This window comes from Acinetobacter sp. Ag2 (assembly GCF_001005515.1).
Lineage (GTDB): Bacteria > Pseudomonadota > Gammaproteobacteria > Pseudomonadales > Moraxellaceae > Acinetobacter > Acinetobacter bereziniae.
In genome coordinates this window covers 1-25987 of record NZ_LBNA01000022.1, presented here as the reverse complement: position 1 = coordinate 25987, position 25987 = coordinate 1, and the positions used below count along the sequence as shown (strand labels likewise).

Annotated in this window: 21 protein-coding genes, 3 tRNA genes, 1 pseudogene and 1 riboswitch; of the genes and pseudogenes, 10 read left to right on the top strand and 15 right to left on the bottom strand. The window is 37.4% G+C overall.

Going from position 1 to position 25987, the window contains the following annotated elements; translation table 11 throughout:
- Window positions 1-458 precede the first annotated feature (458 nt).
- Window positions 459-1043, bottom strand: a complete 585-nt coding sequence (locus AAV97_RS01335) for a DedA family protein (protein WP_009585586.1) — start codon at window positions 1041-1043, stop codon at window positions 459-461.
- Between the two features lie 242 nt (window positions 1044-1285).
- The gene (locus AAV97_RS01330; protein ID WP_046759600.1) at window positions 1286-2218 is read right to left on the bottom strand and encodes a rhodanese-related sulfurtransferase; all 933 of its coding nucleotides are present in this window, start codon (window positions 2216-2218) and stop codon (window positions 1286-1288) included.
- 232 nt (window positions 2219-2450) lie between these two features.
- On the opposite strand from AAV97_RS01330, the gene AAV97_RS01325 reads away from it, so the two are divergent.
- On the top strand, window positions 2451-2933 hold the full coding sequence (locus AAV97_RS01325) for a DUF1289 domain-containing protein (RefSeq protein WP_004828258.1): 483 nt from the start codon (window positions 2451-2453) through the stop codon (window positions 2931-2933).
- 116 nt (window positions 2934-3049) lie between these two features.
- Here AAV97_RS01325 and ribB read toward each other — a convergent pair whose 3' ends face one another.
- Window positions 3050-3709 (bottom strand): 3,4-dihydroxy-2-butanone-4-phosphate synthase, encoded by a 660-nt coding sequence (ribB, locus tag AAV97_RS01320; RefSeq protein ID WP_004828260.1) that lies wholly within the window; start codon window positions 3707-3709, stop codon window positions 3050-3052.
- Window positions 3710-3818: 109 nt separating this feature from the next.
- A riboswitch (FMN riboswitch) is annotated at window positions 3819-3977 on the bottom strand.
- Between the two features lie 172 nt (window positions 3978-4149).
- On the opposite strand from ribB, the gene AAV97_RS01315 reads away from it, so the two are divergent.
- Together AAV97_RS01315 and AAV97_RS01310 are read left to right on the top strand one after the other, a co-directional pair.
- Entirely contained in the window at window positions 4150-5979 is a 1830-nt protein-coding gene (locus AAV97_RS01315) for a DUF2157 domain-containing protein (RefSeq protein WP_046759599.1), read from the top strand.
- Window positions 5976-6590: a GDYXXLXY domain-containing protein gene (locus AAV97_RS01310; protein WP_042089319.1), complete on the top strand. Its 615-nt coding sequence runs from the start codon at window positions 5976-5978 to the stop codon at window positions 6588-6590. Before AAV97_RS01315 ends, AAV97_RS01310 begins: the two co-directional genes overlap by 4 nt.
- 59 nt (window positions 6591-6649) lie before the next feature.
- On the opposite strand, the gene panD is transcribed toward AAV97_RS01310, so the two are convergent.
- From panD to AAV97_RS01260, 10 genes are all read right to left on the bottom strand, one after another.
- Window positions 6650-7030, bottom strand: a complete 381-nt coding sequence (panD, locus tag AAV97_RS01305) for an aspartate 1-decarboxylase (RefSeq protein WP_004722504.1) — start codon at window positions 7028-7030, stop codon at window positions 6650-6652.
- 155 nt (window positions 7031-7185) lie between these two features.
- Window positions 7186-7764, bottom strand: a complete 579-nt coding sequence (pth, locus tag AAV97_RS01300) for an aminoacyl-tRNA hydrolase (RefSeq protein WP_004828267.1) — start codon at window positions 7762-7764, stop codon at window positions 7186-7188.
- 20 nt (window positions 7765-7784) lie between these two features.
- Complete coding sequence (gene rplY, locus AAV97_RS01295; protein ID WP_009585639.1) at window positions 7785-8081, bottom strand: 50S ribosomal protein L25; 297 nt, start codon at window positions 8079-8081, stop codon at window positions 7785-7787.
- Between the two features lie 97 nt (window positions 8082-8178).
- Complete coding sequence (locus AAV97_RS01290; protein ID WP_004828271.1) at window positions 8179-9132, bottom strand: ribose-phosphate pyrophosphokinase; 954 nt, start codon at window positions 9130-9132, stop codon at window positions 8179-8181.
- A 36-nt stretch (window positions 9133-9168) separates the two neighbouring features.
- A tRNA-Gln gene (locus AAV97_RS01285) sits at window positions 9169-9243 on the bottom strand.
- A 90-nt stretch (window positions 9244-9333) separates the two neighbouring features.
- Window positions 9334-9408: transfer RNA gene (locus tag AAV97_RS01280), tRNA-Gln, on the bottom strand.
- Between the two features lie 30 nt (window positions 9409-9438).
- Window positions 9439-9513, bottom strand: a tRNA-Gln gene (locus AAV97_RS01275).
- Between the two features lie 4 nt (window positions 9514-9517).
- On the bottom strand, window positions 9518-10345 hold the full coding sequence (gene ispE / locus AAV97_RS01270) for a 4-(cytidine 5'-diphospho)-2-C-methyl-D-erythritol kinase (protein WP_042089317.1): 828 nt from the start codon (window positions 10343-10345) through the stop codon (window positions 9518-9520).
- A gap of 25 nt (window positions 10346-10370) precedes the next feature.
- Entirely contained in the window at window positions 10371-10970 is a 600-nt protein-coding gene (gene lolB / locus AAV97_RS01265) for a lipoprotein insertase outer membrane protein LolB (protein WP_009585588.1), read from the bottom strand.
- Between the two features lie 8 nt (window positions 10971-10978).
- A complete protein-coding gene (locus tag AAV97_RS01260) occupies window positions 10979-12691 on the bottom strand; it encodes a hypothetical protein (protein ID WP_174761270.1) in 1713 nt (570 codons plus the stop codon).
- Between the two features lie 77 nt (window positions 12692-12768).
- On the opposite strand from AAV97_RS01260, the gene hemA reads away from it, so the two are divergent.
- The gene (hemA, locus tag AAV97_RS01255) at window positions 12769-14055 is read left to right on the top strand and encodes a glutamyl-tRNA reductase (RefSeq protein ID WP_042089313.1); all 1287 of its coding nucleotides are present in this window, start codon (window positions 12769-12771) and stop codon (window positions 14053-14055) included.
- A gap of 536 nt (window positions 14056-14591) precedes the next feature.
- On the opposite strand, the gene AAV97_RS01245 is transcribed toward hemA, so the two are convergent.
- Both AAV97_RS01245 and AAV97_RS01240 read right to left on the bottom strand, forming a co-directional pair.
- Entirely contained in the window at window positions 14592-16505 is a 1914-nt protein-coding gene (locus AAV97_RS01245; RefSeq protein WP_042089309.1) for a DNA primase, read from the bottom strand.
- A gap of 147 nt (window positions 16506-16652) precedes the next feature.
- Window positions 16653-17675 carry an outer membrane protein assembly factor BamD gene (locus tag AAV97_RS01240; RefSeq protein ID WP_009585643.1) on the bottom strand — a complete coding sequence of 341 codons (1023 nt, stop codon included), beginning with the start codon at window positions 17673-17675 and terminating at the stop codon, window positions 16653-16655.
- A gap of 71 nt (window positions 17676-17746) precedes the next feature.
- Between AAV97_RS01240 and rluD the strand changes: the two genes are divergently transcribed.
- The 6 genes and pseudogenes from rluD to AAV97_RS20765 all read left to right on the top strand — a co-directional run.
- A complete protein-coding gene (gene rluD, locus AAV97_RS01235) occupies window positions 17747-18799 on the top strand; it encodes a 23S rRNA pseudouridine(1911/1915/1917) synthase RluD (protein ID WP_009585617.1) in 1053 nt (350 codons plus the stop codon).
- A gap of 36 nt (window positions 18800-18835) precedes the next feature.
- Window positions 18836-19579 (top strand): peptidoglycan editing factor PgeF, encoded by a 744-nt coding sequence (gene pgeF, locus AAV97_RS01230; RefSeq protein WP_042089307.1) that lies wholly within the window; start codon window positions 18836-18838, stop codon window positions 19577-19579.
- A gap of 125 nt (window positions 19580-19704) precedes the next feature.
- The gene (locus AAV97_RS01225) at window positions 19705-20256 is read left to right on the top strand and encodes a flavodoxin family protein (protein WP_046759598.1); all 552 of its coding nucleotides are present in this window, start codon (window positions 19705-19707) and stop codon (window positions 20254-20256) included.
- Window positions 20257-20415: 159 nt separating this feature from the next.
- Complete coding sequence (locus AAV97_RS01220) at window positions 20416-21735, top strand: hypothetical protein (RefSeq protein WP_046759597.1); 1320 nt, start codon at window positions 20416-20418, stop codon at window positions 21733-21735.
- 414 nt (window positions 21736-22149) lie between these two features.
- Window positions 22150-25164, top strand: a complete 3015-nt coding sequence (locus AAV97_RS01215) for a GLUG motif-containing protein (RefSeq protein WP_052945836.1) — start codon at window positions 22150-22152, stop codon at window positions 25162-25164.
- 45 nt (window positions 25165-25209) lie between these two features.
- Window positions 25210-25987, top strand: a pseudogene (locus tag AAV97_RS20765) (transposase); the annotation flags it as partial.

Below are 25987 nucleotides of genomic sequence, written 5' to 3'. Positions count from 1 at the left end.
GCATTCCTTTTTTGAAAAATAAATTATTGTGTATATTTTTCATATATTTGATATAAAATAAATCGAGAATAATTTTTGGGTATACATGAGTTTTTGGAATATATTTAAGAGTGGTTGAATTTCTTCAAGTTTATTTACCAATTGCTAAATTTATCTTTGTTGTTGCTATAAATCTTAAGATCAAATGAGTAAATCATATGCATAAATATGATGAGACAGAGTGAAGTGGGGAAAATTTTTAGCAGGAAATATAGAAATTTTATTTTAACTTTGAATTCGACTGTTTTATGACATTCGATAATGAATAAAGGGGATGATGAGTTTTATTTTTAGTGGCTGTTGTATATTTTCAAAATTGAAAACTCGATGATCTGATGCAATTAAATGGACGGGAAGCAGCTTTGTGATCACCTATCCATCAGCTTTCAGCTTTAAAATTTTCAGGGGGATGCTTTTGATTACATTGACTTGGCTTTTTTGAATCTTCGATACACCCAATAAGCAATGAAAATAAAGACGATGAAAATAATGACATAGCTCACTTGACTGAAAATTTTTTGCATTAATGCAGTATTGTTTCCAAAGTAATAGCCGACTGCGGCAAGAAAGCTGGTCCAGATGACTGTTCCTAAGCTGCTATACAGCATAAATTTCCAAAAGGGCATATGACTCATTCCTGCTGGAATACTAATCAAAGAGCGTACAGCTGGAATCATTCGCCCAAAAAAGACCACATTGTGACCATATTTCTCAAACCAATCTAAAGCTTTTTTAACATCTTCTGTTTTGATAAAAAGATATTTTCCGTAGCGATCTACCCATTCAAAAATTTTTTGATTGGGAATCTTACGCCCAACCCAGTACAACAATGCTGCTGCAACAAGTGAGCCTATACTTCCTGCAATAATTACACCCGATAACAGCAATTGTCCTTGAGATGCGGTAAAGCCTGCAGATGGCATAATAATTTCAGAGGGAATAGGGGGGAAAACATTGTCTAAAAACATGAGCAGAGCAATACCGAAGTAACCCAATTGCTCCATGATCGCAATAATCCAATCAGTCATTTTGTATATAAAAATAGGCAGTTATCAACATAGTATTGTGTACATTTTAGAAAATATAGTAGGGATTTGTTGTGCTTTAAAACGTTTTGATTGAATGACTAAACACTTTAGAAAAATTCTTTGTTTTATAAATTTTGAATCCGATATTGAGCATGCAATGGGTATTAAAGTAAAAAGCCGTAGTGGATGAACTACGGCTTTTTATAGGATCTGTAGAATTAAAGGCGTTTGCGCTTTGCCGCAACAATTTGAGATTGGCGCATACGGAAACCTTCTTTTTGTTGCTCGGTTGTTTTATCAATACAATATTTACAAGAAACACCATGTTCATAACTTGGAAGAGCAACTTCTTCTGGAATCAATGGCCAACCGCAAGCGTGACATTTAATATTTTCACCTTCTTGCATGCCATGTGTGACCGCAGTACGTCCATCAAATACGAAGCATTCACCTTCCCACATGCTTTCATCAGCAGGGGTTTCTTCAAGATATTTTAAAATACCGCCTTTAAGATGATATACCTCGTTAAAACCTTCTTGTAAAAGTAAAGAAGTCGATTTTTCACAACGAATACCACCTGTACAGAACATCGCAATTTTTTTGTCTTTATGCTGTTCTAACTCTTTTTTTACATAGTCTGGAAACTCTCGGAAAGTCTCTGTCTTTGGATCTATGGCACCTTTGAATGTACCTGCTTTGTACTCGTAATCATTGCGTGTATCAATTAAGATGACGTCATCACGAGCAATCAGTTCGTTCCATTCTTTAGGGTCTAAATAGTGACCTACCAGATCACGTGGTTTGACTTCAACGCCGAGTGTTACAATTTCTTTTTTAAGTTTAATTTTCATTTTTCGGAACGGTTTTTCGGCACTATGAGATTCTTTGTATTCCATTGTGCTGAAGCCTTGATCTAACAAGAATTGATGAATCGTATCAATTGCTTGGCGATCACCTGCCACTGTTCCGTTGATTCCTTCATTCGCTACAATAAGAGTACCACAAAGGTTGATTGTTTTTACCAAGTCTAAGAGACGTTGTTGAAGATCAGCAGGATCTTGAACTTCTTTGAATTGATAAAGTGCGGCAACAACCCAACCAGAGGTCGCTTGCTGTTCTACAGGTGCAAGCTGTTCTACAGTAGCGTTCATGGAGTACTCCAAATATAAAATAGGACAAAATTAAAGGCGGCTATTTTAACGTGATTTGCAAGAATATGCGAGAAAACCCTAGTGTTTGTAGTGCTTTTTTATTCCATGAGAAAAATATGGTTTTTTATACTAAATCTAGTGCTTTAAAATAATTTATATACAATATATAGTATTGCGAAATGATATTTTATGCTAAAAATTTGTGTGATTTTGTGGATGTAAGGAGTCTATTTTGAGTAATGAGCGTCGAATACCAACTTTAACACCATGCGCTGGTCGTTGCTCAACGGTATTTGGTGATTCTGTGTGTCGCGGCTGTCGCCGTTTTAATCACGAAGTCATTCAATGGAACACTTATAATTCAGATCAACGTTTGGCGGTTTGGAAACGCTTAGATGCGCAGTTAGATCAAATTTTGGTTCCAATGCTTCCACTTGCAGATTTAAGACATATAGAAGGCTTTATTCAAGGCAAGCGTATTCGTGTACTAGATTCGGCATCAAAAGGTCGCAAGCTTTATCATGCCTTAAAACTTTGTGAAAAAAATAAGCATTTGGCAGAAGAAAGTGGTTTGGGGATTCAATCGAAACAAGTGAAACCTTTATGGGATGAGTTTGAGCGTCGTGTTTTGGCTTTGGCAACAGCAAGTTATGATTTTGCATGGTTACGCGCAGATGGTATTCGACAGAGTATTTTGCATTTGGAAGATGTTTAGATCTTAACAAAAATACATATTTTTAAAATAAATTAAAGCGACAAAAAATCCCAATTCAACCATTTGAATTGGGATTTTATTATGAAGTACCACAATCTAAATTGTGGAGTAGATTTTTAAATATTGTGTTTGAGGCGGTACTGCACCAATTCTTCGATGGTAATGACGGTTAAATGGTGTGTCTGCGCATAAGCAAGCACTTGAATACCAGCTGCCATTGTTCCATCAGGATTGGTGATTTCACAAAGCACACCCGCTGGTTTTAAACCTGCCATACGAGCCAAATCAATTGAACCCTCTGTATGACCACGACGTGTTAATACGCCACCAGCACGACCACGTAATGGGAAAACATGACCAGGACGGTTTAAGTCACTTGCTACCGCACCAGTTTTAATAGCGGCATGAATCGTAGTGGTACGATCTTTTGCTGAAACGCCTGTTGTAACCCCTTGGGCAGCTTCAATGGTCACGGTAAATGCTGTTTTAAATTGACTCGAATTGTCTTGTACCATGGGTGGTAATTCAAGATGGTCAGCGAGTTCATCGGTAAGTGTCAAACAGACAATACCAGAACCATCACGAATCATACGCGCCATGGTTTCAACATTGAGTGTTTCCGCGGCAACAATTAGATCAGCTTCGTTTTCACGATCAAAATCATCCATGACCAAAACAGGTTTGCCTTGGCGCATATCTTCTAAAGCTTGCTGGATACGTTGTTCTGCTGGAGATAATGCAGAAAAGAAAATTTCAGGTTGAATTAAACTAGACATTGAAACGCTCTCGTAAAAGTGAAAATACGGTTGAACATTTCAGGACATTTGAAATAGTGGCGTTACAAAACATTTTCCAATAACGAATATTGAAATTTTTAAGCTGTGACGTCGTCTTCTTTCATCCGGACTATACCGTCGGCTTTGGTATTTCACCAAATCTGCGAATCACTGATTTCAAGTGATAGGCTCGTGGGCTGTTGGTTCATGATTAAAAATCAGTCCAATTTACCACCGGTGGGGAATTACACCCCGCCCTGAAGCGATGTAAAGTCATTATAGCCAGTTTTTCTTGGAATGGATGCTTTTTTTTAGAATGATGAGTACTATGGTTAGAACAATATTTGCTATAGAAAATAATCAAATTTATACATTATTCAACAGTATCTATCTTCATAGTGATATTCATAAACAACAAACAATAAGTAGGGGGGAGTGCATTGATGAATATACAGCAAGATATATATTCATGGCGGAATGATCATTTCGTTCAACATTTGCAGGTTTTGGGATTTACGCTCATTGCTGTCAGTATTTTGTATTTAACCGCAGCGAATTGGTTTATGTTGCCACAAGCTTTACAGTTGGCAATTCCGCAAGTCTTATTATTGTTGAGTGCATGCTCAAGTCTGTTCTTTGTTCGACATGATTATTTAGTGCAATGTTTACATACGATTAGTGGCTTAATGATCGGTTTAAGTTTGGCGGTCATCGGTCAAATTTACCAAACGGGAGCGGACAGTTATTTACTGTTTTTGATCTGGTCTATTTTATTGCTTCCTTGGTTATATCGTCACAATATTGGTATTTTTACCTTACTATGTATCACTAGCCAACTCACTTTATTTTTGTTTTTTAAACAAACATTTTGGGCTGATGAATATCCTGTCACATTCATTTTTAGTTTAAATCTTCTTTTATTATTTCAGTTTTATTTTTGTCTTCGTTATTATCAAAAATTACGTTATCTCTTTATCTTAGGGTTTAGCATTCTTTCGATTTGGCATATGGGTTTATTTTTATATGGTGATGGTGAGTTAGCATATGCCAAAGCTATGATTTTTACCTTATTAAACGTCAAAATCGTCTATTTGATTTCGTCTTTTTTTCTGCTTTCTGTTGCATTTATTTATTTTTATCGAAAAAAAGATCAACTGTGTAGTGTACTTTCAGCCGTTGGTTTGGGGATTACTTTTACACTGGTGATTTTCAAGTGGATGAATGGCTTTTTTCGAGAATCAGAGGTGCTCGGTTTATTTTTAATCGCATTGCTGGTTTTTGCATGGTTTGCACTGATTACTGTTTTATTGATTAAGTTTATTCCTCAAAACAGATTTAATAACATTCCAATCGCTGTAGGCGCATGGATTGCTGGTATTGTATTGGCATCATTGATGCTGACTTTTTGGGGTAATTTTTCCTTAATTATGGGAGCCGTTTTTGTGGTGCTGGCTGCCTTTGTTTTAAAAAGTAAACACGCTTTATTTTTAAGACAGTTTGCATATTGTATATGGATTGCGGGGCAAAATGCTGTAATTTTCCATAGCTTTGAATTAACAGATCAATTCTTTCCTATTTTCTTTATTCAGCTGGTTATTCTGTCTCTCAGTTATTTTATTCGCAGCCATTGGTTTTTTATTTTTATTCAAATTTTTGTTTTGTACTTATCTGGTATTGCACTGATCTGGGATTTAAGCACGCTATTTGGCGTACATCGTTTCATTGAAAATTTTTCATATTTGACCTTATTGAGTTATGGATTTTATTTGGCAATGATTTGGGTACAGCGTGTTCAACCTAGTCAATACCAACGAAGTTTAGCTTTGGCTAATTTACTGATTATTCTGTCATCTTTAGGCTTCTATACACTATTTGGGCAATATGAATTAGAAAAAATCAAATATCTTCCTATCCTGAATTTGGGCTTACCTATTTTATGGTTGGCTTTGTTTATGACGTTGCGGATTCGCAATCAATTTAGCGTGGTTGCCCAAGTCATATTGTTGGCTTTTGCTGCAGTATTGATATTTTATGGTTATTTTGAAATTTTTATCTGTATGGCGATACTTTCATGGGCATTGTCACAGCACGATAAGATCGTCTACGGATTAGCTTTGGTCACTTTGGCTTTGACCTTATGGTTTATTTACTACGCTTTAAATGTCAGCTTCCTGATTAAAAGTCTAAGTATTTTTAGCTCAGGATTATTGTTGTTGGTATTGACTTGGGTGTTACATAAGTTCCAATCAGTAGAGAGGGAAAATACATGAAAAAAATCATTCCTCTTTGTCTTGCTTTAATGAGCATAGTTCTCTTTCTGGGAATTATTTTTAAGAATGAACAGCATTTGAAGAATAGTCAGAGTATCTATGTTCGTTTACAGCCTGTAGATCCACGTTCCTTTATTCAAGGGGATTACATGGCACTTCGCTATCAGCTTTATTTAGTGCCTCAGGACACAAGACTTCATCCTACAAAACCTACTAATGAAACTACTGAGACAGTCGGTCAGGTGTTTTCAGGGCATTATTATGATGAACGTATAAAAAATAACTCTTCGGTTTTGACCTTTGTAGAATTAGATCAACAGCGTCGAGTGATTCACACTTATTTTGATCCACCGAAAAATGTAAAAACTACTCGGTTAATATTAAAAAACCCAGATAATCGATATACATCATTATATCCAGCTTCAAAAAGTTTTTTATTTGCTGAAGGTTTAGGGAAATGTTATCAAGCTGCGCAGTATGCAGAATTTAAAGTTGATCAACAGGGTAATGCAATCCTTGCATCTCTAAGAGGAGCGCAGTTACAAGATTTGGACTGCGAAAATAAACAACATTGGCGAGATGGATTTAGTTCAGCAAATAAAGCGTTATAAGTTGGTTGGGCAACAAAAAACCCGCATTATTGTGCGGGTTCCTAATGCTCTGTTGTTGCTTAAGCAACTTGAACAGGGATACAGTTTGCTGTGTGATTCACCGTATTATCTGGGTTTGCATAAACAAGGCGAGGTTTATGCGCATCTGCTTCAGCGTTAGTAAAGTCACCAAAGGTTGCAATAATCATTAAATCACCCACATCAGCTTGAAGTGCAGCACCACCATTGACAGAAATAATGCCTGAGCCTTCTTCACCACGAATCGCATAAGTTGTAAAACGTTTACCATTGGTCACGTTCCACATATGAATTTCTTCATATTCACGAATACCAGCCAAATCCAAGAGAATACCGTCGATTGCACAAGAGCCTTCATAATGTAGTTCTGCTTGTGTTACAACACAACGATGGATTTTTGCTTTTAATAAACGAGATAGCATGATGCGCGTCTCCAGAGTTGCCCTTACGATTGTTATCTTGCGATGGATCAACAATTTTCAATAGGGGGGATACATTTGAAAGCGCATTTTGCTCTTAAAAATGAATCATAGCAAGAAAAATTGTTGAACAAGGAATGTAAAAATTGAGCTTCGAATTATGGTTTATAAGCATTGATTTGATTCATTGCTTGCTGTATCTCACCATTGACCAATAATTTCGTTCTCGCTAAAGCATGATGTATAGCATCGTCCATCAGTGTCTGTTCACTACTTGGTGCTTTGCCAAGTACATGTCCTGATACTTTTTCTTTTGCGCCAGGATGACCAATACCTATACGAAGACGATGAAAATTAGAACCGATATGTGGAACAATGTCACGTAGACCATTGTGACCACCATGTCCTCCGCCAGTTTTTAAACGAATTACACCTGGATCCATATCCAGTTCGTCGTGGGCGATGAGAATTTCTTCTGGTTTAATTTGATAGAATTTTGCGAAAGGAACAACGCTTTGACCAGAAAGGTTCATAAATGTTGTTGGCAGTAACAGACGAACATCTTGTCCTTCTATATTGCCGCGACCACTGATTCCTTTATATTTTGAATCAGTTTTTAAAGTTATGCCATATTGCTCTGCAAGGCGTTCAACAAACCAGAAGCCTGCATTATGGCGGGTTTGGGCATATTCAGAACCTGGATTACCCAAACCAACAATCAGTGAAAGTTTACTCACTCATTTACACCATTAAACACTTATGCGCGTTTGAAGTCAGCGTGCATAGGAGTGTTTTTAGATGGGTGACGTTGTAACGCTTGGATTTTAACGCTTTCAACTTTACCATCGATGTTGATTTCAATAACTTCTTCAAAGAAAGCATTGTTTTCTAAAACTTTAACAAGCTCACGAAGTTCTAAAGTTACTGCTACAGGTTCAGCAGCACCACCGTAGATGATTGCTGGAACTTTGTTTTGAAGACGAAGGCGGCGGCTCGAACCTTTCCCTTGAACTGCTTCTTCACGTGCTACTGCATTTAATACGAAGTTTGCCATGATGACATTTCCTCATTGAGTTTAATTGACTGAACTTTCGACCAGTCCAGTGATAGAAAGCCCCACCTAAGGGCAGGGCTTTGAAAATTTTGCGCTATTATAGATAAGAATCAAACATTGCGCTAATAGATTCTTCGTTGTTAATACGACGAATTGTTTCAGCAACCATACTTGCTACTGAAACTTGGCGAATCTTACCAAGTTTTAATGCTTCTTCTGAAAGTGGAATTGTGTCAGTAACAACCAATTCATCAATCACAGATTTGCTTAAATTTTCAAGTGCTTTACCTGAAAGTACAGGGTGTGTTGCATAAGCAACCACTTTACGTGCACCAAAAGTTTTTAATGCATCGGCAGCTTTACACAATGTACCAGCTGTATCCACCATGTCATCCACGATAACACAGTCACGATCACGTACATCACCAATCAAATGCATCACTTGTGATTCATTGGCTTTTTGACGACGTTTATCGATGATTGCAAGATCAATATCACCCATTTGCTTTGCAACAGCACGTGCACGCACAACACCACCAACGTCAGGTGAAACCACCATCAGGTTATGATGCTGTTGTTGACGCAAGTCAGCAAGTAAAGCAGGTGTACCGTAGATGTTATCTACAGGAATATCGAAGAAACCTTGGATTTGGTCAGCATGCAAATCGATCATGACAACACGGTCAATACCAACAGTCGTCAGCATATCTGCGACAACTTTTGCTGTAATTGGAACACGAGTTGAACGTGGACGACGGTCTTGACGAGCATAACCAAAGTAGGGAATTACAGCAGTAATACGACCAGCACTTGCGCGACGCAATGCATCAGCCATTACCAGGATTTCCATAAGGTTATCATTGGTAGGGGCACAAGTGGGCTGTACGATAAATACGTCTTTACCACGCACATTTTCAGTAATTTCGACAGTGATTTCACCATCAGAAAATTTACCTACAGCAGCAGCTCCAAGAGGAATGTGCAGATGGCTAACGACTTTTTGGGCGAATTGTGGATGCGCAGTTCCACTAAAAACGACAAGATTGGGCATGAAGCACCCTTGGCGGTTGGCAGATTTGAAATTAGATGGCAGGGGCGGCTGGATTCGAACCAACGGATGCCGAGATCAAAACCCGGTGCCTTACCACTTGGCGACGCCCCTAATGCGGCAGAATTTTAGTGTTTTTGCATGTTTCTGTCAAGGTAAATCAACATTAAATGCAAATACTATGTTCTGTCTTTTTTGAGAAAATGGCAGGGGCGGCTGGATTCGAACCAACGGATGCCGAGATCAAAACCCGGTGCCTTACCACTTGGCGACGCCCCTAAAATACAACGATCTACAGGTGAAAAATGATGGCAGGGGCGGCTGGATTCGAACCAACGGATGCCGAGATCAAAACCCGGTGCCTTACCACTTGGCGACGCCCCTATCATTACACTTTAAAATGAATGAGTGGTGATTCATTCAAACTGTTGACCAAAAAGGCTTTGCAGGGTGAATGATTTAAAATATCATCAATCTTCATTTGTTCAGTGACTTCAACAAAAACACAAGCACCTGTACCTGTAAGCTTTGCTGTACCGAACTGATCTAAATACTGCATTGCTTCATCAACTTCAGGGTATAAACTTCTTGCCAATGGCTCAAAGCTATTTCTGAAATCAGATGGCTTTAGCTGATAGGCGCAAAATTTAGTAGGCTTCGTATCTCTTGTCAATGTTTTTTGCGAAAAAAGTCGTTGAGTGCTGATAAAACAATCAGGTTTTAACACAATGTATTGTTTTTGATCTAAGTCTATGAATGTTAAGTGTTCACCAATACCTTCTGCCCAAGCATTACGACCATGCACAAAGATAGGAACATCTGCACCCAATTTAACGCCAAATGCTGCCAGTTGTTCAGTATTTAACCCACATTGCCACAATTGATTGACCACGATCAATGTAGTTGCCGCATTTGATGAGCCACCACCTAAGCCAGCACCCATTGGAATATTTTTTTCAATACGAATACTTAAGCCACTTGCGTGTTTCGCATAAGGAAGCAGCATTTGTGTAGCTTTGTAGATCAGATTGTGTTGCAGATCGACACTCTCCAATCCCTCAATCACGATTTGATCGGAATCTGTTTGGCTAAATTCTAGCCAGTCATATAAATCAATGAGCTGAAAAATACTTTGCAACTCGTGATAACCGTTTTCACGGCGACTAGTAATATGCAAAAACAGATTCAATTTTGCAGGTGAGGGAACACGAAGCATAGATTTGATTGCCTGATGTTGAGATTTAACGGTTTTGAATCACCATTGTAATACGGTTTTCCTGACCTGATTCAAGTTGTTGCTTTAAAATTAGTTTGTTGGGTAAAGTCGCCTGATGATTATAACTAAAATCTACGGTCCAACCATCTTCAATAATTTGAGTAATACGTTGTGCTGAGTCATGTGCAACTTGTGCATTTTCAGTGGCAGGATAGCCCTGTACCCAGTCAACAATATGCGTGATGGGAGCGACCCAACCGGTGGCTTTTTCAAGCAGTTCTTCTGGGCTTTCAGCTGAAATTAACCCAGTCTTAGAACTGTTTAAAGTCACTTCACCTGATTTTCCTTCAATAATGGTTTTACCAATACCTAAGATACCATTGAGCTGAATATTGAAATCTTGTTGATTTTGCGACCACGTATAGAAAGCACTGCCAGATTGTTTTGGGGTTTTTACCCCAATTTTTCCCTCTAAATTGAATTGATTTGATGGCTTTTGAGTTGAACCATCTGTAGGTACCTGTGTTGGTGTGGTTGGGGCAGGCTTAACGACTTGCTGACACCCAGTAAAAGCAAGCGTTGCTGTTGCAGTAAGGGCGAAGATGATCTGCTGAATGTGACGCATATAGGCGATTAACTCTTTTTAATATGTTGCGGTAATATTAGTGAATCTAATTGATTTAATTGAGGATCATTTGGATGATTTTGTTTGAGTTGTTGTAACACTTCATTAAATTGTGGCAATGCACCTTGCATATACAAAGACTTCGCATAACGAATCCCAATATTAATACTATGACTCAAACTATAAGCTTTAGAGAGAATATTAGAGGCTGCATCAAAATCATTCTGCAAAAAGGTAATATAGCCCAGAGTATCTAAGATAGATGCTTGATCGGGTGCATATTCTAAAGCATGTTCAGCATAGCGACGTGCTTCGTCTAGACGTCGATTTTGCAAAGCCAAAGTATAAGCATAAGCATTTAGATAAGCTGGATTATTGGGTTCTAAATTCAATAGCTGTTTAAGTGCTTTGTCCAGAATATCGCGATTTTCAAAAGGGTCTAGCAATAAAATTTCAGAGTATAAAATTTCGGGGTCGTCGGGCAGATTTTTGACAGCTTCATTAAGCAAACTTAAAGCTGCTTTTTTATTGCCCATACGTTTTAAAATTTCAGCTTGCGCTTGATATAAGAAACTTGCATGTTGCGGATAATTTACACGTTCCTGAGTTAAAAAGCGCAGTGCATCATTCATTTTATTTTGTCTTTCAAAAATCGAGACGAGATTACGACGTGAAACCGTATATAAATTTCCATCTACTAAACGATAATAGGCTTTTGCAGTTTCATCATTTTGCTTACGCTCAGCATTGACTGCTAAATAAAAATAAGCTTCATTTTGATAGCGAGAGGAATATCGTAACTCCACCAGATACTGTTCAGCTTGATCAAATTTTTTTAAATCAATTGCTGTTAAACCTGCAATAAACAAAGCTTCTTCAGCATCTGGCCATGTTTGAATTATGGTTTCTAATTTATCTAATGCCAGTTCAGATTGATGGGTTTTAATCAGATATTTAACTTCTGCCAACCGAATGTCATAGTTATATTTATTTTTGCGACTACTACGATTATACCATTTTAAGGTTTCTTCCTGATTGCCTAATGCCTCCAGTAGATTGGCTTTCATAAGAATAAAACCAGTCACTTTCGGGCGTTTTTTCAATGCCTTATTGACTGTTTTAAGGGCTTGTTCAATCTCGTCACTTTGCGCTTCTAAGCCAGCAATTAAGATTAACACGGAAGGGTTATTTTTTTCTTTGCTTGCTCTGAGTGTGCTGAGTAGATTTTGACGGTCAACTTCAGACTCAGGGGCAATTCCTTCTAGAATTTTTTCTAAATCCGCGTTTGGATCGATTGTGAGAATACTGTCGAGCGTTTCAGCAGCCAGTTCATATTCATGTGACTTGAGTGCAATATGTGCCAAATAAAATTTTGCAGGAACATCTTCTGGTTCTTGTACAACCCAATGTGTTGCAATATCTAATGCTGCTTTTAAATCATTTTGCTCAATAGCTACATTGAGCGCACGTTGTTTAATGGTGGTGGAATTACTGCGAATTGCCAACACTGTATAATTGTGCAAAGCAGTTGCTGTATCATTATATGCCAGTGAAAATTCAGCAATGATGCTTTGTTTTAATGCATTTGTATTATATTTTGCATGATAAAATTCTCCAGATGCTCTAATATGAGCACTAGAAGCCATGCTACCAACCAGTAAGAATGTGGTAGAATATTGCTTAATTGTCATGCCGCTTAAGCGGTTGTTTATTTGACGCAATTTTTCCGAATCCAAGTATGCTTTTTATGACACCGTTATTGCACAATAGCATAAATTTAGCGAAATGATGATCTGATATGTCTTTCTTTGCATTGGGTGTCAACCATCAAACTGCCTCTGTTGAGCTTCGTGAGCAGATCGCTTTTAATCCAGAACGATTAAAAGATTTGCTGACGGAGCAAAGCCACTGCCAAAATTTGAATGATATGGTAGTGGTCTCAACATGTAACCGCACTGAAGTCTACGCCATGGCTGAAAATGCCGATATGGTATTAAATTGGCTCGCCCAAACCAATGGTATTGATGTAAAGCAATTGTCAAATCATGTATATCGTTATGAAAATACTGATGCTGTTTCGCATTTAATGCGTGTAGCAAGTGGCTTAGATTCTCTTATGTTGGGTGAGCCTCAGATTCTTGGGCAGGTCAAGTCTGCACTATCTATTGCTAAAAATGCAGAAATCGTTTCACAAAATCTCAATCAAATTTTTGAATATGCTTTTTATGCAGCAAAACGTGTGCGCTCTGAAACTGCTGTGGGAAGTCATGCCGTATCGATGGGTTATGCCGTTGCACAGCTTGCTTTACAGGTATTTAGCAAACCTGAAAAACTGACAGTGATGGTGGTTGCTGCAGGTGAAATGAATAGTTTGGTTGCTAAGCATTTGGCTGAAATGGGTGTGGCAAAGATTCTCATTTGTAATCGAAGTCGTGAACGTGCAGAAAAGTTAGCACAAGAAATTGCCCATCGTGTCGAAGTAGAAATTATTGCTTTTGATGAACTTGCAACACAACTTTATCGTGCCGATGTGATTTCAAGTTGTACTGGAAGCTTACATCAAGTGATCGCTTATACAGATGTAAAAGCGGCATTAAAAAAACGACGTTATCAACAGATGCTTATGGTCGATTTAGCTGTTCCTCGTGATATAGATCCGAAAGTTGAAAGTTTGGATGGTGTGTATTTGTATGGTGTGGATGACTTACAGAGTGTGATTGATGAAAATCTCGCTCAACGTCGCCAAGCTGCGGTTGAAGCAGAGGTGATGGTCAATCAACTGGTCACTCAACTGGTTACACACCAGAAAGTCAAAGATGCTGGTAGTACGATTCAGCAATTCCGCGAGCATGGCGAAGAGCAACGTCAAGCAGAACTTGCACATGCACTAGAGCGTATTCAAGCAGGTGAAGATACCCAACATGTATTAGAAGATTTTGCCCACCGCTTGACCCAAAAACTGTTACATCCTGCCTCAATTCTACTGCGTCAAGCAGCTCAGGATGAAGATCCATCACATTTTGAATGGATGAAAGAAAATATTCAGGATATTTTTGAGCAAGAACGAAAACCTAAAGTAAAATAATGATTTAAGAAAGTAGTGATTTAAGAAAGTAATGTAGTGAAGCTTTTTGCTTCAACAAATATTGTTCATATACTCGTGTTATCAAATTAGAATACAGAAATTAAAATGCTTAAGACTTTATATTTATTCATATTATTGCTTATCTCAATTGAATGTTTCGCAAAGCCTGTAAAAGATAGTGACATGCTATTGAAACAAGCAATCCATGATCTACATAACATCTATACTCAGGGAGGAATTTTGGAGGTTATTGATTCTGTTGATCAATGTTATAAGGATCTTCAAAAACCTAAACTCTACTGTTTTTATTTAGACTATTCAGCACGAATATGGGATGCGCTTATGATCGAAAGTTTAAATTCACAAACAAATTCTCTGTATTCAACAAATGAGTTTTTTAGTGATGAAAACTTTCAAGAACGTATATATCTAAATGTTTATAAACCTTATGATTCCTCAATGGAAGAGGCGAACAGTCACATGAATTTTTTGTATTACAAAATAATTGATATGATCAATGAAGAGTTTATAAAACATTAACTATGAACTAACTTTAAACTAATTTGCTTGGTTAATTCATTGAGTTGTTTGCGTAAATTACGAGATTCACTTAATGAGGCTGGTGCTTTAAGTTTTTGCTTTAAGTACTTTTCTTGTAATGCCAAAGAGTAGTCCGAAGCCAATTTATCCGCCATTTCTGGAGCTTCGGTTAAAGCTTGGATATTGGTTCGTTGCATAATTTCAGACAACTCTAAGTGATATGCACTGCAAGCACCTAAAATATAATAGGTCGCTAGTTCTTGATCATCGGGTAAATCATCAAAAATACGATCAAATACAGCGAGCACTTTTGCTAACAACTCATCTGGTTGAATAAATGCACGCAACACTTCAAAGTGAATATATAAAAATGGATGTTGCATTAAAATCGCCACTGCAAAATCCTCATCTTTGGTGCGAATATTAAATGAGAGCGATGCATCCAAGCTGACTTGTGGTTGCCATTTACGATTAAAACCTAACTTTTCTTTAAAAAACTGTCTTAACAGATAACGATATGAACCTTGTTTTGGCAATAATTCAGTCAATTGATTCAGTTCTGCCATGACCTGACTTTTACCTTCAGGGGTGGTGACATCATAATTTTGGCTTAATAGGGCAAAGACAAAGTCTGATAATAGCGGTGACTGTTGCCAGATCCGTTGAAAAGTCTCTAAGCCTTCTTTACGAATCAAAGAATCAGGATCATGTTCTTTAGGAAGCACAAAAAATTTAAGTTCACGCCCATCATTCAATAAAGGCAAAGCAATTTCTAAAGTTCGTCGAGCAGCCTTTTGACCTGCGGCATCACCATCAAAGGCGATCGTAATTTGATTGTTCTGTTTAAATAAAATGCTTAAATGGTCTGCATTACTCGCCGTACCCAGTGTTGCTGTTGCTCCCGAGATCCCATTTTGCTGTAAAGCAATAACATCCATATAGCCTTCAACCATGAGCCAGTTTTGGGCACGATCTTTACGTCCTTCATATAATCCATACAGCAGTTGATTTTTATGAAAGACTTCAGAGTCAGGAGAGTTAATATATTTGGGTTTGATTTCGTCATTTAACGCACGACCACCAAAACCAACAACTCGACCTTTACTGTCTCGGATAGGAAAGATCACCCGATCACGAAGTAAGTCAAAGTCACGCCCACTATCACTGGTACGAATCAGTCCAAGTAATTTTAGACCTTCAATATCTTGAGGAAATGCTTTTTCTAAATGTTGCCAATCTTCAGGTGCATAACCTAAACGCCAATATTGAATCGTCTCGGTGCTTAAACCGCGATGTCTGAAGTAATTCTGTGCAACTTTACTATGTGGTAACTGACGTTCATAAAATTGAGCAATATTTTCAAGCAGGTCGTAAAGATTCCCATCTTGAGGTGGTTGTACAAATCCAGTTTGATCAAATTGTGTCGGATCAAAATGTTCGGGGTCTGGATACTGGCTAAACGCTTCAAAAGGATCCATCTCAAAAGAAGGAGCAGATTCGGTATTTTGTTCCTGTGTTTTTGACGCTGTATTTTTATCCTCTTGCGTTTGGGCTTGAGGCTTAACATGTGGTTTTACAGTTTCGCGTTTATAAGAAAGTTTTTTATTGTCTTGATTATCTTTAGGGAGTTCGATTCCAGCTTGGCTAGAAAGCTCTTTCATGACATCGATAAAGTTTCGATTATCAATATCCATGAGAAAACGAATGGCATTACCATTTGCCTGGCAACCGAAGCAATGATAGTACTGTTTGTCACGATATACATGAAAAGAAGGGGACTTTTCCTGATGAAAAGGACAGCAACCTGAATAGGTACGACCTGTTTTTTTCAATTTCACACGTTGACCAATCAGATCGACAATATCGGTACGATCTAAAATTTGATCTATCGTGTGCTGAGGAATAGCCATAAAATTTAAGTCACATATCGTTTGAAGTCATTTAAAGTTTAACGCAGTTTTAACCTTAAAAATATCCATGAATAAAAAAGACGGGTAAAAACCCGTCTTGAATTGTCGCAGTGAAGTCATATCAAAGATGATATTTCTTAACACACCTTATTTGCGTTGACCGTCATAAAGGCTTTCATCTGCACGAGCAGGTTCTTTTGAAACTTCACGATTTGGACGATCAAGCAAGCCAAAGCTAACTTTATTCAATAAGCTCGACTGTTGTTTTGAGTTTGAAGATGTTTCAGTATTTGTATCTTTTGATACTTCTGCTTTTTCACCACGACCTAAAATACCAAGGGTCGCACGGTTCCACCAACTGCCTTCTTTGCGTGCAGCACGAATATTCACTTCACCATTTGATTTAACAAGGTTTGGATAGTTCAGCTTAAGCACGTCTTTGTATTGTTGTGCAGTATCTTTGTCGCCCAGTTTGTCATAGCCATAAGCCATCGTTGCTAAAGCTTCAGGAATTTGTGGGGTTTGTGGATAATGTTCAATGACCCATTGCGAGCGTTCAATTGCAGCCAAATAAGCCTTACGTTTAAGATTGAAACGGGCAGTATTCATCTCACTTTCAGCCAATTCTTGACCGATATACTTCATACGTTGTGCAGCATCAACCGAATATTGGCTTGATGGATAACGACGAATCAAATCTACAAAGTTTTGATAAGCGATTTTTAAATAACCTACATCACGATGTGCTTGTTTCAACGAAGTATAACGAAGCAAACTGTCATAATTTTGCTCCATGTTTGCCACACCACGGACATAATAAGCGTAGTCTAAATTTGGGTGCTGAGGATTTAAGCGAATGAAACGATCTGCCAGTGCGATTGTACCTTCATAATCTTTTTGCTTAAACTTGGTATAAAGCAGTTCAAGTTGAGCTTGCTGTGCATATTGTCCCGTTGGGAAGTATGTATCCATAGCTTCCAACGCTTTTGCAGCATCACCGTATTGCCCGCGGTCTAGTGATTTTATCGCATTATTGTAATAAGTCTGCTCATTTGATTTTGGACCTGTATCGACAACCTCCTTCTTGGGATTGCTGCTACAACCTACAAATACAGTTGCTAAGCCTACAGTTAAAGCAAGCATTGTGACTTTATAACGTGGTAGCGACATAAAAATTCCTCTGTTGATACGGGCAATAGGCTACAATTGCGCTATTAAACCACTTTTGTCCGAATGAGCAAATGACTTCAGCACACTCTTCTAATTCTAATTTCTCAGAAAATGATTTCAATTTACTTGAAGATTCTGAGGATGCAGATAATCATAATTCTGCGCCAACTGCAACACGTTTATCGTTGCAATTTCAACTGGATGAAAGCTATTTAGGGCAACGTATCGACCAAGTTGCTGCACTTGTTTGGAGCGAGTTTTCTCGTGAAAAGCTTAAGCAGTGGATGAAAGACGGTCATTTGTTGGTAAATGGTAACACGGTCAAGCCTAAGTATAAATGTGAAGGCAATGAACAGTTAAGTCTCAATGTTGAACTCGAAACTCAAACAACTGCGCAGCCTGAGAATATTGCTTTAAATATCGTTTATGAAGATGACGATATTATGGTGATCAATAAACCTGTGGGTATGGTTGTACATCCTGGCGCGGGTAATCCGAATGGTACATTGGTCAATGCTTTACTCTACCATTATCCTAAATCTTCGGAATTATCCCGCGCGGGTTTAGTACATCGTATCGATAAAGATACCAGTGGCTTATTGGTTGTTGCTAAAAACTTAGAAGCACAATTTTCGTTAAGTAAACAATTGGCTAAAAAATCAGTCTATCGTGTTTATGACTTAGTTTGTTATGGTCATATCATAGCGGGTGGAACAATTGATGAACCGATCAAACGACATCCTGTTGATCGTGTCAAAATGGCGATCTTACCCGGCGGTCGTGATGCTGTGACGCATTATAATGTTAAGGAACGTTTTCAGCATTTTACTCGTGTACAGGCGCAATTAGAGACGGGGCGTACACATCAGATTCGTATTCACTTTACTTATATTGGTTATCCATTGGTTGGTGATCCTGTTTATGTGAGTCGCGTTAAAGTACCTGCTGGGGCTTCGGAAAAGTTAAGCAGCACTTTGCGTAACTTTAAACGTCAAGCTCTACATGCATCTAAATTAGGACTTATTCATCCACGTACTCAAGAGGAAATGATGTTTGAAGCGCCTTGGCCTGAAGATTTTACCAACTTGGTTGACGTTTTGCGTTCTGAAAATAAAGCGTATTAATTTATTTAAAATAATTGATGGTTAATGGAGAGTCACATGCAATTTGTTCAGGGATTACCTCAAGGCGTATATGTTGGTCAAACACATATACAACATCCAATGGCTTTACCATCTGTACAGCCAGAGTTGGGAGGTTTCAATTTAGCATTGCATGTGAATGATGATCCACAGCGTGTACAGCAACATCGGATGATTTTATTGGATGAGTTCGCTGTACATGGTGTCAACAAGATTACATGGATGACACAAACACATAGCACGATTTGTCACACCATCAATGAAGAAATTACATTTAATGCCTTAGTGGGGGATGGGTTGGTAACGCAAACACAAGGTCATGCCTTGATGATGATGACTGCGGATTGTTTACCTGTGGTTTTGGGAAATGCAGATGGTACTGAAGTTGCTAATTTACATGCAGGTTGGAGAGGTTTAGCAGGTGGAATTATTGAAAATACCATTTCAGAAATGACATCTCAACCTGCATGGGCATGGCTAGGGGCTGCAATTAGTCAATCTTGTTTTGAAATTGGTCAGGAGGTAAAAACTGCTTTTTGTACTCAATATGCTGAATTGGAAACAGCTTTTATTGCGGGTGAACAAGACGGTAAATACTATGCAGACTTGTATGCGATTGCACGTTATATCCTTAAACAGCAGGGTGTTAAAATTGTCACGGGTGGTGATCAGTGTACTTATCGTCAGTCCGAGGACTTTTACTCCTACCGCCGTCACCCTAAAACAGGTCGTATGGCAACTTTTGTATTTATGCAGAGCTAAATCTATATTTTGAAATATTGCTCGAAATTTTATAGATTGAGTAAAAGTACTTTTAACACTTGACAAGAATTGTTTAAAAATGAATTGATGTTAAACTTGACTAAATTTGTTTGTTTTCAATTGATATGTCTTTATCTGCTAAATCTATCGCGATTGTTTATCATAGCCCTTTTGGTCATACTGCTAAAGTCGCGAGCTATATTGCGCAGGGCATCGAGAAGGTTGGAGTGACTGTCCATAAAATGGATATTGAGCATATAGATTGGGATATTTTGGACCAAGCCGATGCAATTGTATTTGGTTCACCTACTTATATGGGCAGTGTAACAGGTCCATTTAAAATGTTTATGGACTCAACCTCTAAGCGTTGGAAAAATCGTGATTGGCAAGGGAAGCTCGCTGCCGCATTTACTAACTCAGGTGGTTTAAGCGGAGACAAATTATCCGTATTACAGCAGATTAATATCTTTGCGATGCAACATGGCATGCTTTGGTCTGGTTTGCCTTTAATGCCAACAGGAATCAATCCCACAGATTTAAACCGTTTGGCGGGTTATTTGGGTTTAATGACACAATCAGACAATGCACCTGTTGACTTAACACCGCCATCTGGTGATTTACAAACAGCCTTGTGGTTTGGTGAGTATCTTGCACTATTATTAAATAAATTTAGCTAATCTAACTAGAAAATTAGGTAAAACGTCTAATATTTATTTTTTGTTTAAATTAATGCGATCATTGTCGCAAAATGCTAAGTGATTTGTCGTAGTAAGCTAATATTTTTATGCTTCATTGCACTATGTTTGATTAGAAAAATAAAAACATGTGTGGATGATATGGATATCAATGCTCAAAAAACAATTCAAAGGACAAGAATAGTTTTAATATCAAGTGCAATAGTTTTATCGATGAATTGTTTTGCCGAAGATGAAAAAATCACATCTTTAATTCAGTTAAATGACTCAGAGTTGTCTGAAGTTCAAGGGCAGTCACTTATGAGTTTGAGCTATATTGCTCCGAATGACTCAATTAATAAGATGCGTGGACAAGGTGTAGGTTTTTATAAATTAGGGCTAGAGGCTGAACTTGAGCTGAATGCAAATATAAAAAAATTGCAACTTGGTTGTGGTGGTGTGAATGGTGCAGGTGGTTGTGATATTGATATTGATAATCTCAGTCTTTCTGGAATATCAGATACACGTTTGGGGCGAGTAGGTTCTAGTGCGAAACTGACCAATCCTTTTTTAGAATTTGCAATAAAGAATCCTAATGCATCTTCAACCAGAGAGGTGGTCGGTCTACGTTTGAGTGCTGAAAAAGTGTTGGGTTTATTAACTGCAGGCACTGAAAATTCAGATTTACCTAATGGTATTAATAGTCTTAGTGGTTATTTGAAAATTAAGGATACTACTGGTACAGGCTATACCCAGACACGAAATATGTCTTATTTAGATACAAACAAAACTATTGATGCAAATATTAATGCTAGAATTTGTTTATTTTTATGCGTAACTATTCCTCTTGGAGTGAAATCTAATAACTATAGTTTAAACTTGGATTCAGCTAAGGCTGATATTTTCATTAATGGGCAAACCATATTTGGCAATAGAATGAATAAAGTATCGTTAAACGGTTATGCAAATATTAATAGAATTAATTTTTCGGGTAATCTAGAAGCATCTTTAAATATTACAGCTGGTTTATTTAAGCTACAGAAAACTGTTGATGGAAATATTACAGGTTTAAAAGCAAATGTGTCAGTTGATCAAAATTTAGGTTATATTCATAAAATTCCTTTAAATAATCCATTTTCTTTATCATTACAGAGTCAAAATGTATGGTGGCCAAATGCTGAAGTAACTGCCCAAAAAGGTTGGTGGATGGCATTTGAAGACAGTATTGATATTGGTGATGTGACACCAAGTCAAAAAATTAATATTACTAATGATGTACTTAAACAAGTGGTAGATCCTATTAGTAATTACTTAACCTCAAATCCCATCCCGTGTAATGGATTGAGTGGGTGTTTAGGTGGTTATCTGGGTATTGGAAATGTTAATTTACAGAATACTTCAGTTAATTTCCCACTAAAGGATTTACAACTTAAAAATCAAAACTTCGCACCAAACTGTTACGGTTCATTAAAGTTCTGTTAAATTTAATTTAAGAAGTTTTACATAACTTAGATGAGTATTTGCTATGTATGACATATATTTACAAGCATCAAGTGAAATCTCATTTTTTTAGGTTCTAAACTCTTTCGGAGTTTCGCTAATAAAATGAAAACAAGACATATTCATGAATTTAGAGATGACCATAAAATAAATTCTAATCATATTCTTTCCATGGTTTTACTATTTTTATTGTGAATTTGAAATATAAACTGAAATAGATGGAAAAATCTATTTTTAGATGAAGTAAATCTATTTGGTATCAAAGATGAAAAAAATGTGTCTTTTTATTACCACGAATTATCTGGTGAATATAAAGAAAGATCATCGAAATGAAGAAATATGATGGAAACTCTTAACACAAGAATTATTAAAAGTCGAAGGTAAAAGGAAATACTTATGAACAAGTGTTATCGAATCATCTGGAATAAAAAATATTTTTGCTGGCAAGTAGTAAGTGAACTAGCAAAAGGTACAACTGCTATACAACAATCACCCACTGAAGTTAAATCTAATGGAGTTGTAGGGACGATTGCGAAAAAGATAGGCTTTTTAACAGCTAATTTATTGAGTGCAAGTATTGCATTTGCAGGACCTACAGGCGGAATTGTAAGTTCAGGCAATGCAACCATTTCAACAACAGGGACTACAACTACCATTAACCAGTCTACTGCAAAAGCTGCAATTGATTGGAGTAGTTTTTCAAGTAATAGCAGCGAAGCTATCAATTTTGTTCAACCGAACTCAAGTTCAGTTACTTTAAATAGAGTGACTGGTACAAGTGCGTCAACTTTAAATGGTCAATTGAATGCAAATGGGCAAGTATTTATTATTAATCCAAATGGTGTTTTATTTGGGAACACATCACAAGTCAATACAGCAGGATTGATTGCTTCGACATTGGATTTAACCAATAGCGATTTTAATAATAATATTTTTAGACTGGGTAACAGCACAAATAACAAAGCTGTTGAAAATCGAGGAAAAATTACAGTACCAGTAGGTGGAACAGTGGCACTGATTGCATCAAATATAAAACAAACTGGTACGATTAAAGCACCTCAAGGCAATGTGCTATTGGCTGCTGGTGGTGACATTACTCTAAATTTAAATAATGGTAATCTGTTAGGCTATACAATTAATCAAGGTAAAGCACAAGCTTTAATTAATTCAGGAGGAATGATTCAAGCCGATGGAGGGAGAGTTGTATTAACTGCAAAAGGGATTGATGAATTAAGCAAGGCTGTAGTGAATAGTGTTGGTGTAATACAAGCACAGACGGTCAACAATGTTCGTGGTGTGATTGAGTTAGGCAGTGATTTAACTAGTGGTTCTTTAAATGTTAGTGGTACCTTAGATGCTTCAGCGCCAATAAGTGGCAATGGAGGGAAAATTAAGACAACAGCTTCGAATGTACAAGTCAATAATGGTACAAACATTACGACTCAACGTAATGCAACAAGCAGCTTACCGCCAACCACAAGTGGATGGGAGTTGAAAGCGAAAAATATAGATGTAGATTTCTTTGGTAGTGGTGGGGCAAGTAGTGCAGCATTAAGTAATGCACTGAATAAAGGTAATGTTACTTTAAGTGCTGTTGGAACTGGAGATGGGCAAGGTGTCATTAATTTAAATGATACAACGGTTTGGAATGCCAATACTGCATTAACATTAAATGCCAACAAAGACATTAACTTTAATAGTGATTTAGAACTCAGTGGAGACAAAGCTAAACTTGCAATGAGCTTCGGCATCAGTTCTGATTATAATTTAAATAATGGATCGAAAATAAATATTAGTGGTTCTGCTCCAACGTTATTGATTAATGGTACATCTTATATCGTCATCAATGCTTTAGGTGAAGAAGGAGACGCAAGTATAAATACGCTTCAAGGTATGAAAAATAATTTGAGTGGAAACTATGCGTTAGGAAGCAGTATTGATGCTTCTGATACCGTGAATTGGAATGATGGGAGGGGGTTTGATCCGATTGGCGAATTGAAAATCTTTACTGATTTTCCAAACTCTAAATTTGAAATAATTGAACGCCCGTTTACAGGTCAATTTCATGGTTTAGGGCATACGGTAAATGAATTGAACATTAATCTCTATAAAGATATTCCTATGATCGCTCGATTGTCTGAGCCATTCAGTATGATTGCAGCAGGAATGTTTGGAAATGCATCTAGTATGTTGCGAGATATTGGCATAGTTGATGCAAAAATAAAGGGCTTAACTGCGGCAGGTGGGCTTGTTGCAAACTTGCAACAGGGAATTATAAAAAATGCATATGTAAGTAATATTAATATTACAGGTGATAACTTTGTTGGAGGGTTGATTGGAGCAATCCAAAGTGTAGAAAAAGAATCACAAGTTATAAATACTTATGCAACGGGTGAGGTTAATGGAAGTTCAAGTACAGGCGGGCTTATAGGGGAAGCTCGAAATACAACTGTTAAGGGGAGTTATGCAAATGTTGCCATTAATTCTACAAAGTCACCATTTGATTTATATGGTGCGATAGGTGGGTTAATTGGAGGGGCTTATGATGCTAATATTATTAATAGTTCGGCAGGTGGCAATGTAGTTGGTGGAAGTTTTGTTGGGGGATTGGTTGGATCTTTATGGATGAACAACTCTAAACCTTATACAATTGAAAATAGCTACGCAACAGGAAATGTTCTTGCTAAAGAGCAAGCAGGAGGGTTAATCGGTGTTATTTTTACGGATTATATTAATCCAATTAACCTGAATATAAATCATAATTATGCAAATGGAGACGTTGTTGCTCTTTCTAGTTATGGAGATGCTGGTGGTTTAATTGGACTGGTTAATTCTAATCCAAATTCGATAATGAATATTTCAAATAGTTATGCCACAGGAAATGTAACAGCTGATCTTGGCAATAATGTGGGAGGACTAGTAGGTAGTCTAAGTGGCAATATTTATAATAGTTATGCGACAGGAATGGTGATTGGTGGTTCTTCAGTTGGTGGACTAGTTGGACACGTATCTCTACGAGGTGATAGCCTTCCTGAAATTACTATACAGAGTAGCTATGCTACAGGTAATGTTATCGGGACATCTTTTGTTGGTGGTATTATAGGTTATAACAATAATTATAATTTTTATTTTGATCAAAATCGTTTGAGTAATTTTGTAGATATTTATTCTTCGGGTAATGTCACTGGTAATACTAGTGTAGGAGGTCTAATTGGGCAAAATTATGGTGGGCGCTTAACTAATTCTTATGCCAATGGTTTTGTAAATGGTTTTAATCAAACTGGTGGATTGATTGGATATAATCAAGGAGGAACATTTACGACCAATAGTTATTGGAACATTGAGACATCAGGTCAACTCACCAGTGCTGGTGGTATTGGAAAAACGGTAATCCCCCCTCAAAATAATTGAACTCAAAAGTAGAAAATCGAATAATCCTGTTCAAGGAGATTTTTTATGAAAACATCTAAATATTCAGATAGCTTAATCATGAGTATTTTAAAACAAGCTGAATCAGGAACACCTGTGCCTAACTTATGCCGTGAACATGGTATGAGTTCCGCTACATTTTATAAATGGAAAGCGAAATATGGAGGTATGGATATTTCAATGATGACACGACTTAAAGAATTAGAAGCTGAAAATGCTCGTCTGAAACGTATGTATGCTGACGAACGTCTTAAAGCAGATATTCTTCAGGATGCACTGTCAAAGAAGTTATAAAGCCTGTACAACGTAAATCTCTTGCTCAGCGAGCCGTTGAACAATTTAAGATTTCAGTGAGTAAATCTTGCTTCATCTTTCAACTTAATCAAACCTGTTATCGTTATAAAGCTCAATTAAATGAGCAAAATAAGATGATTGCAGACTGGCTACTGAAGCTCACCAACGAGAATAAGACTTGGGTCTTTCAGCTTTGCTTCTTGTACCTACGTAATGTCAAAGGCTACTCATGGAACCACAAACGTGTTTATCGAATTTATAAGGAGCTTGAGCTTAACCTACGAATTAAACCCAACAAACGCATTCAGCGAATAAAGCCTGAACCGCTTACAGTACCATCAACACCAAATGCATCGTGGTCAATGGACTTTATGCATGACCAACTGAGTGATGGTCGCAGTTACCGAATTCACAATGTTATTGATGATTATAACCGTGAGTCACTGGATATATTGATTGATTTTTCTTTGCCAGCTGAACGAGTGCTGAGGGGATTGGATCAATTAATTGC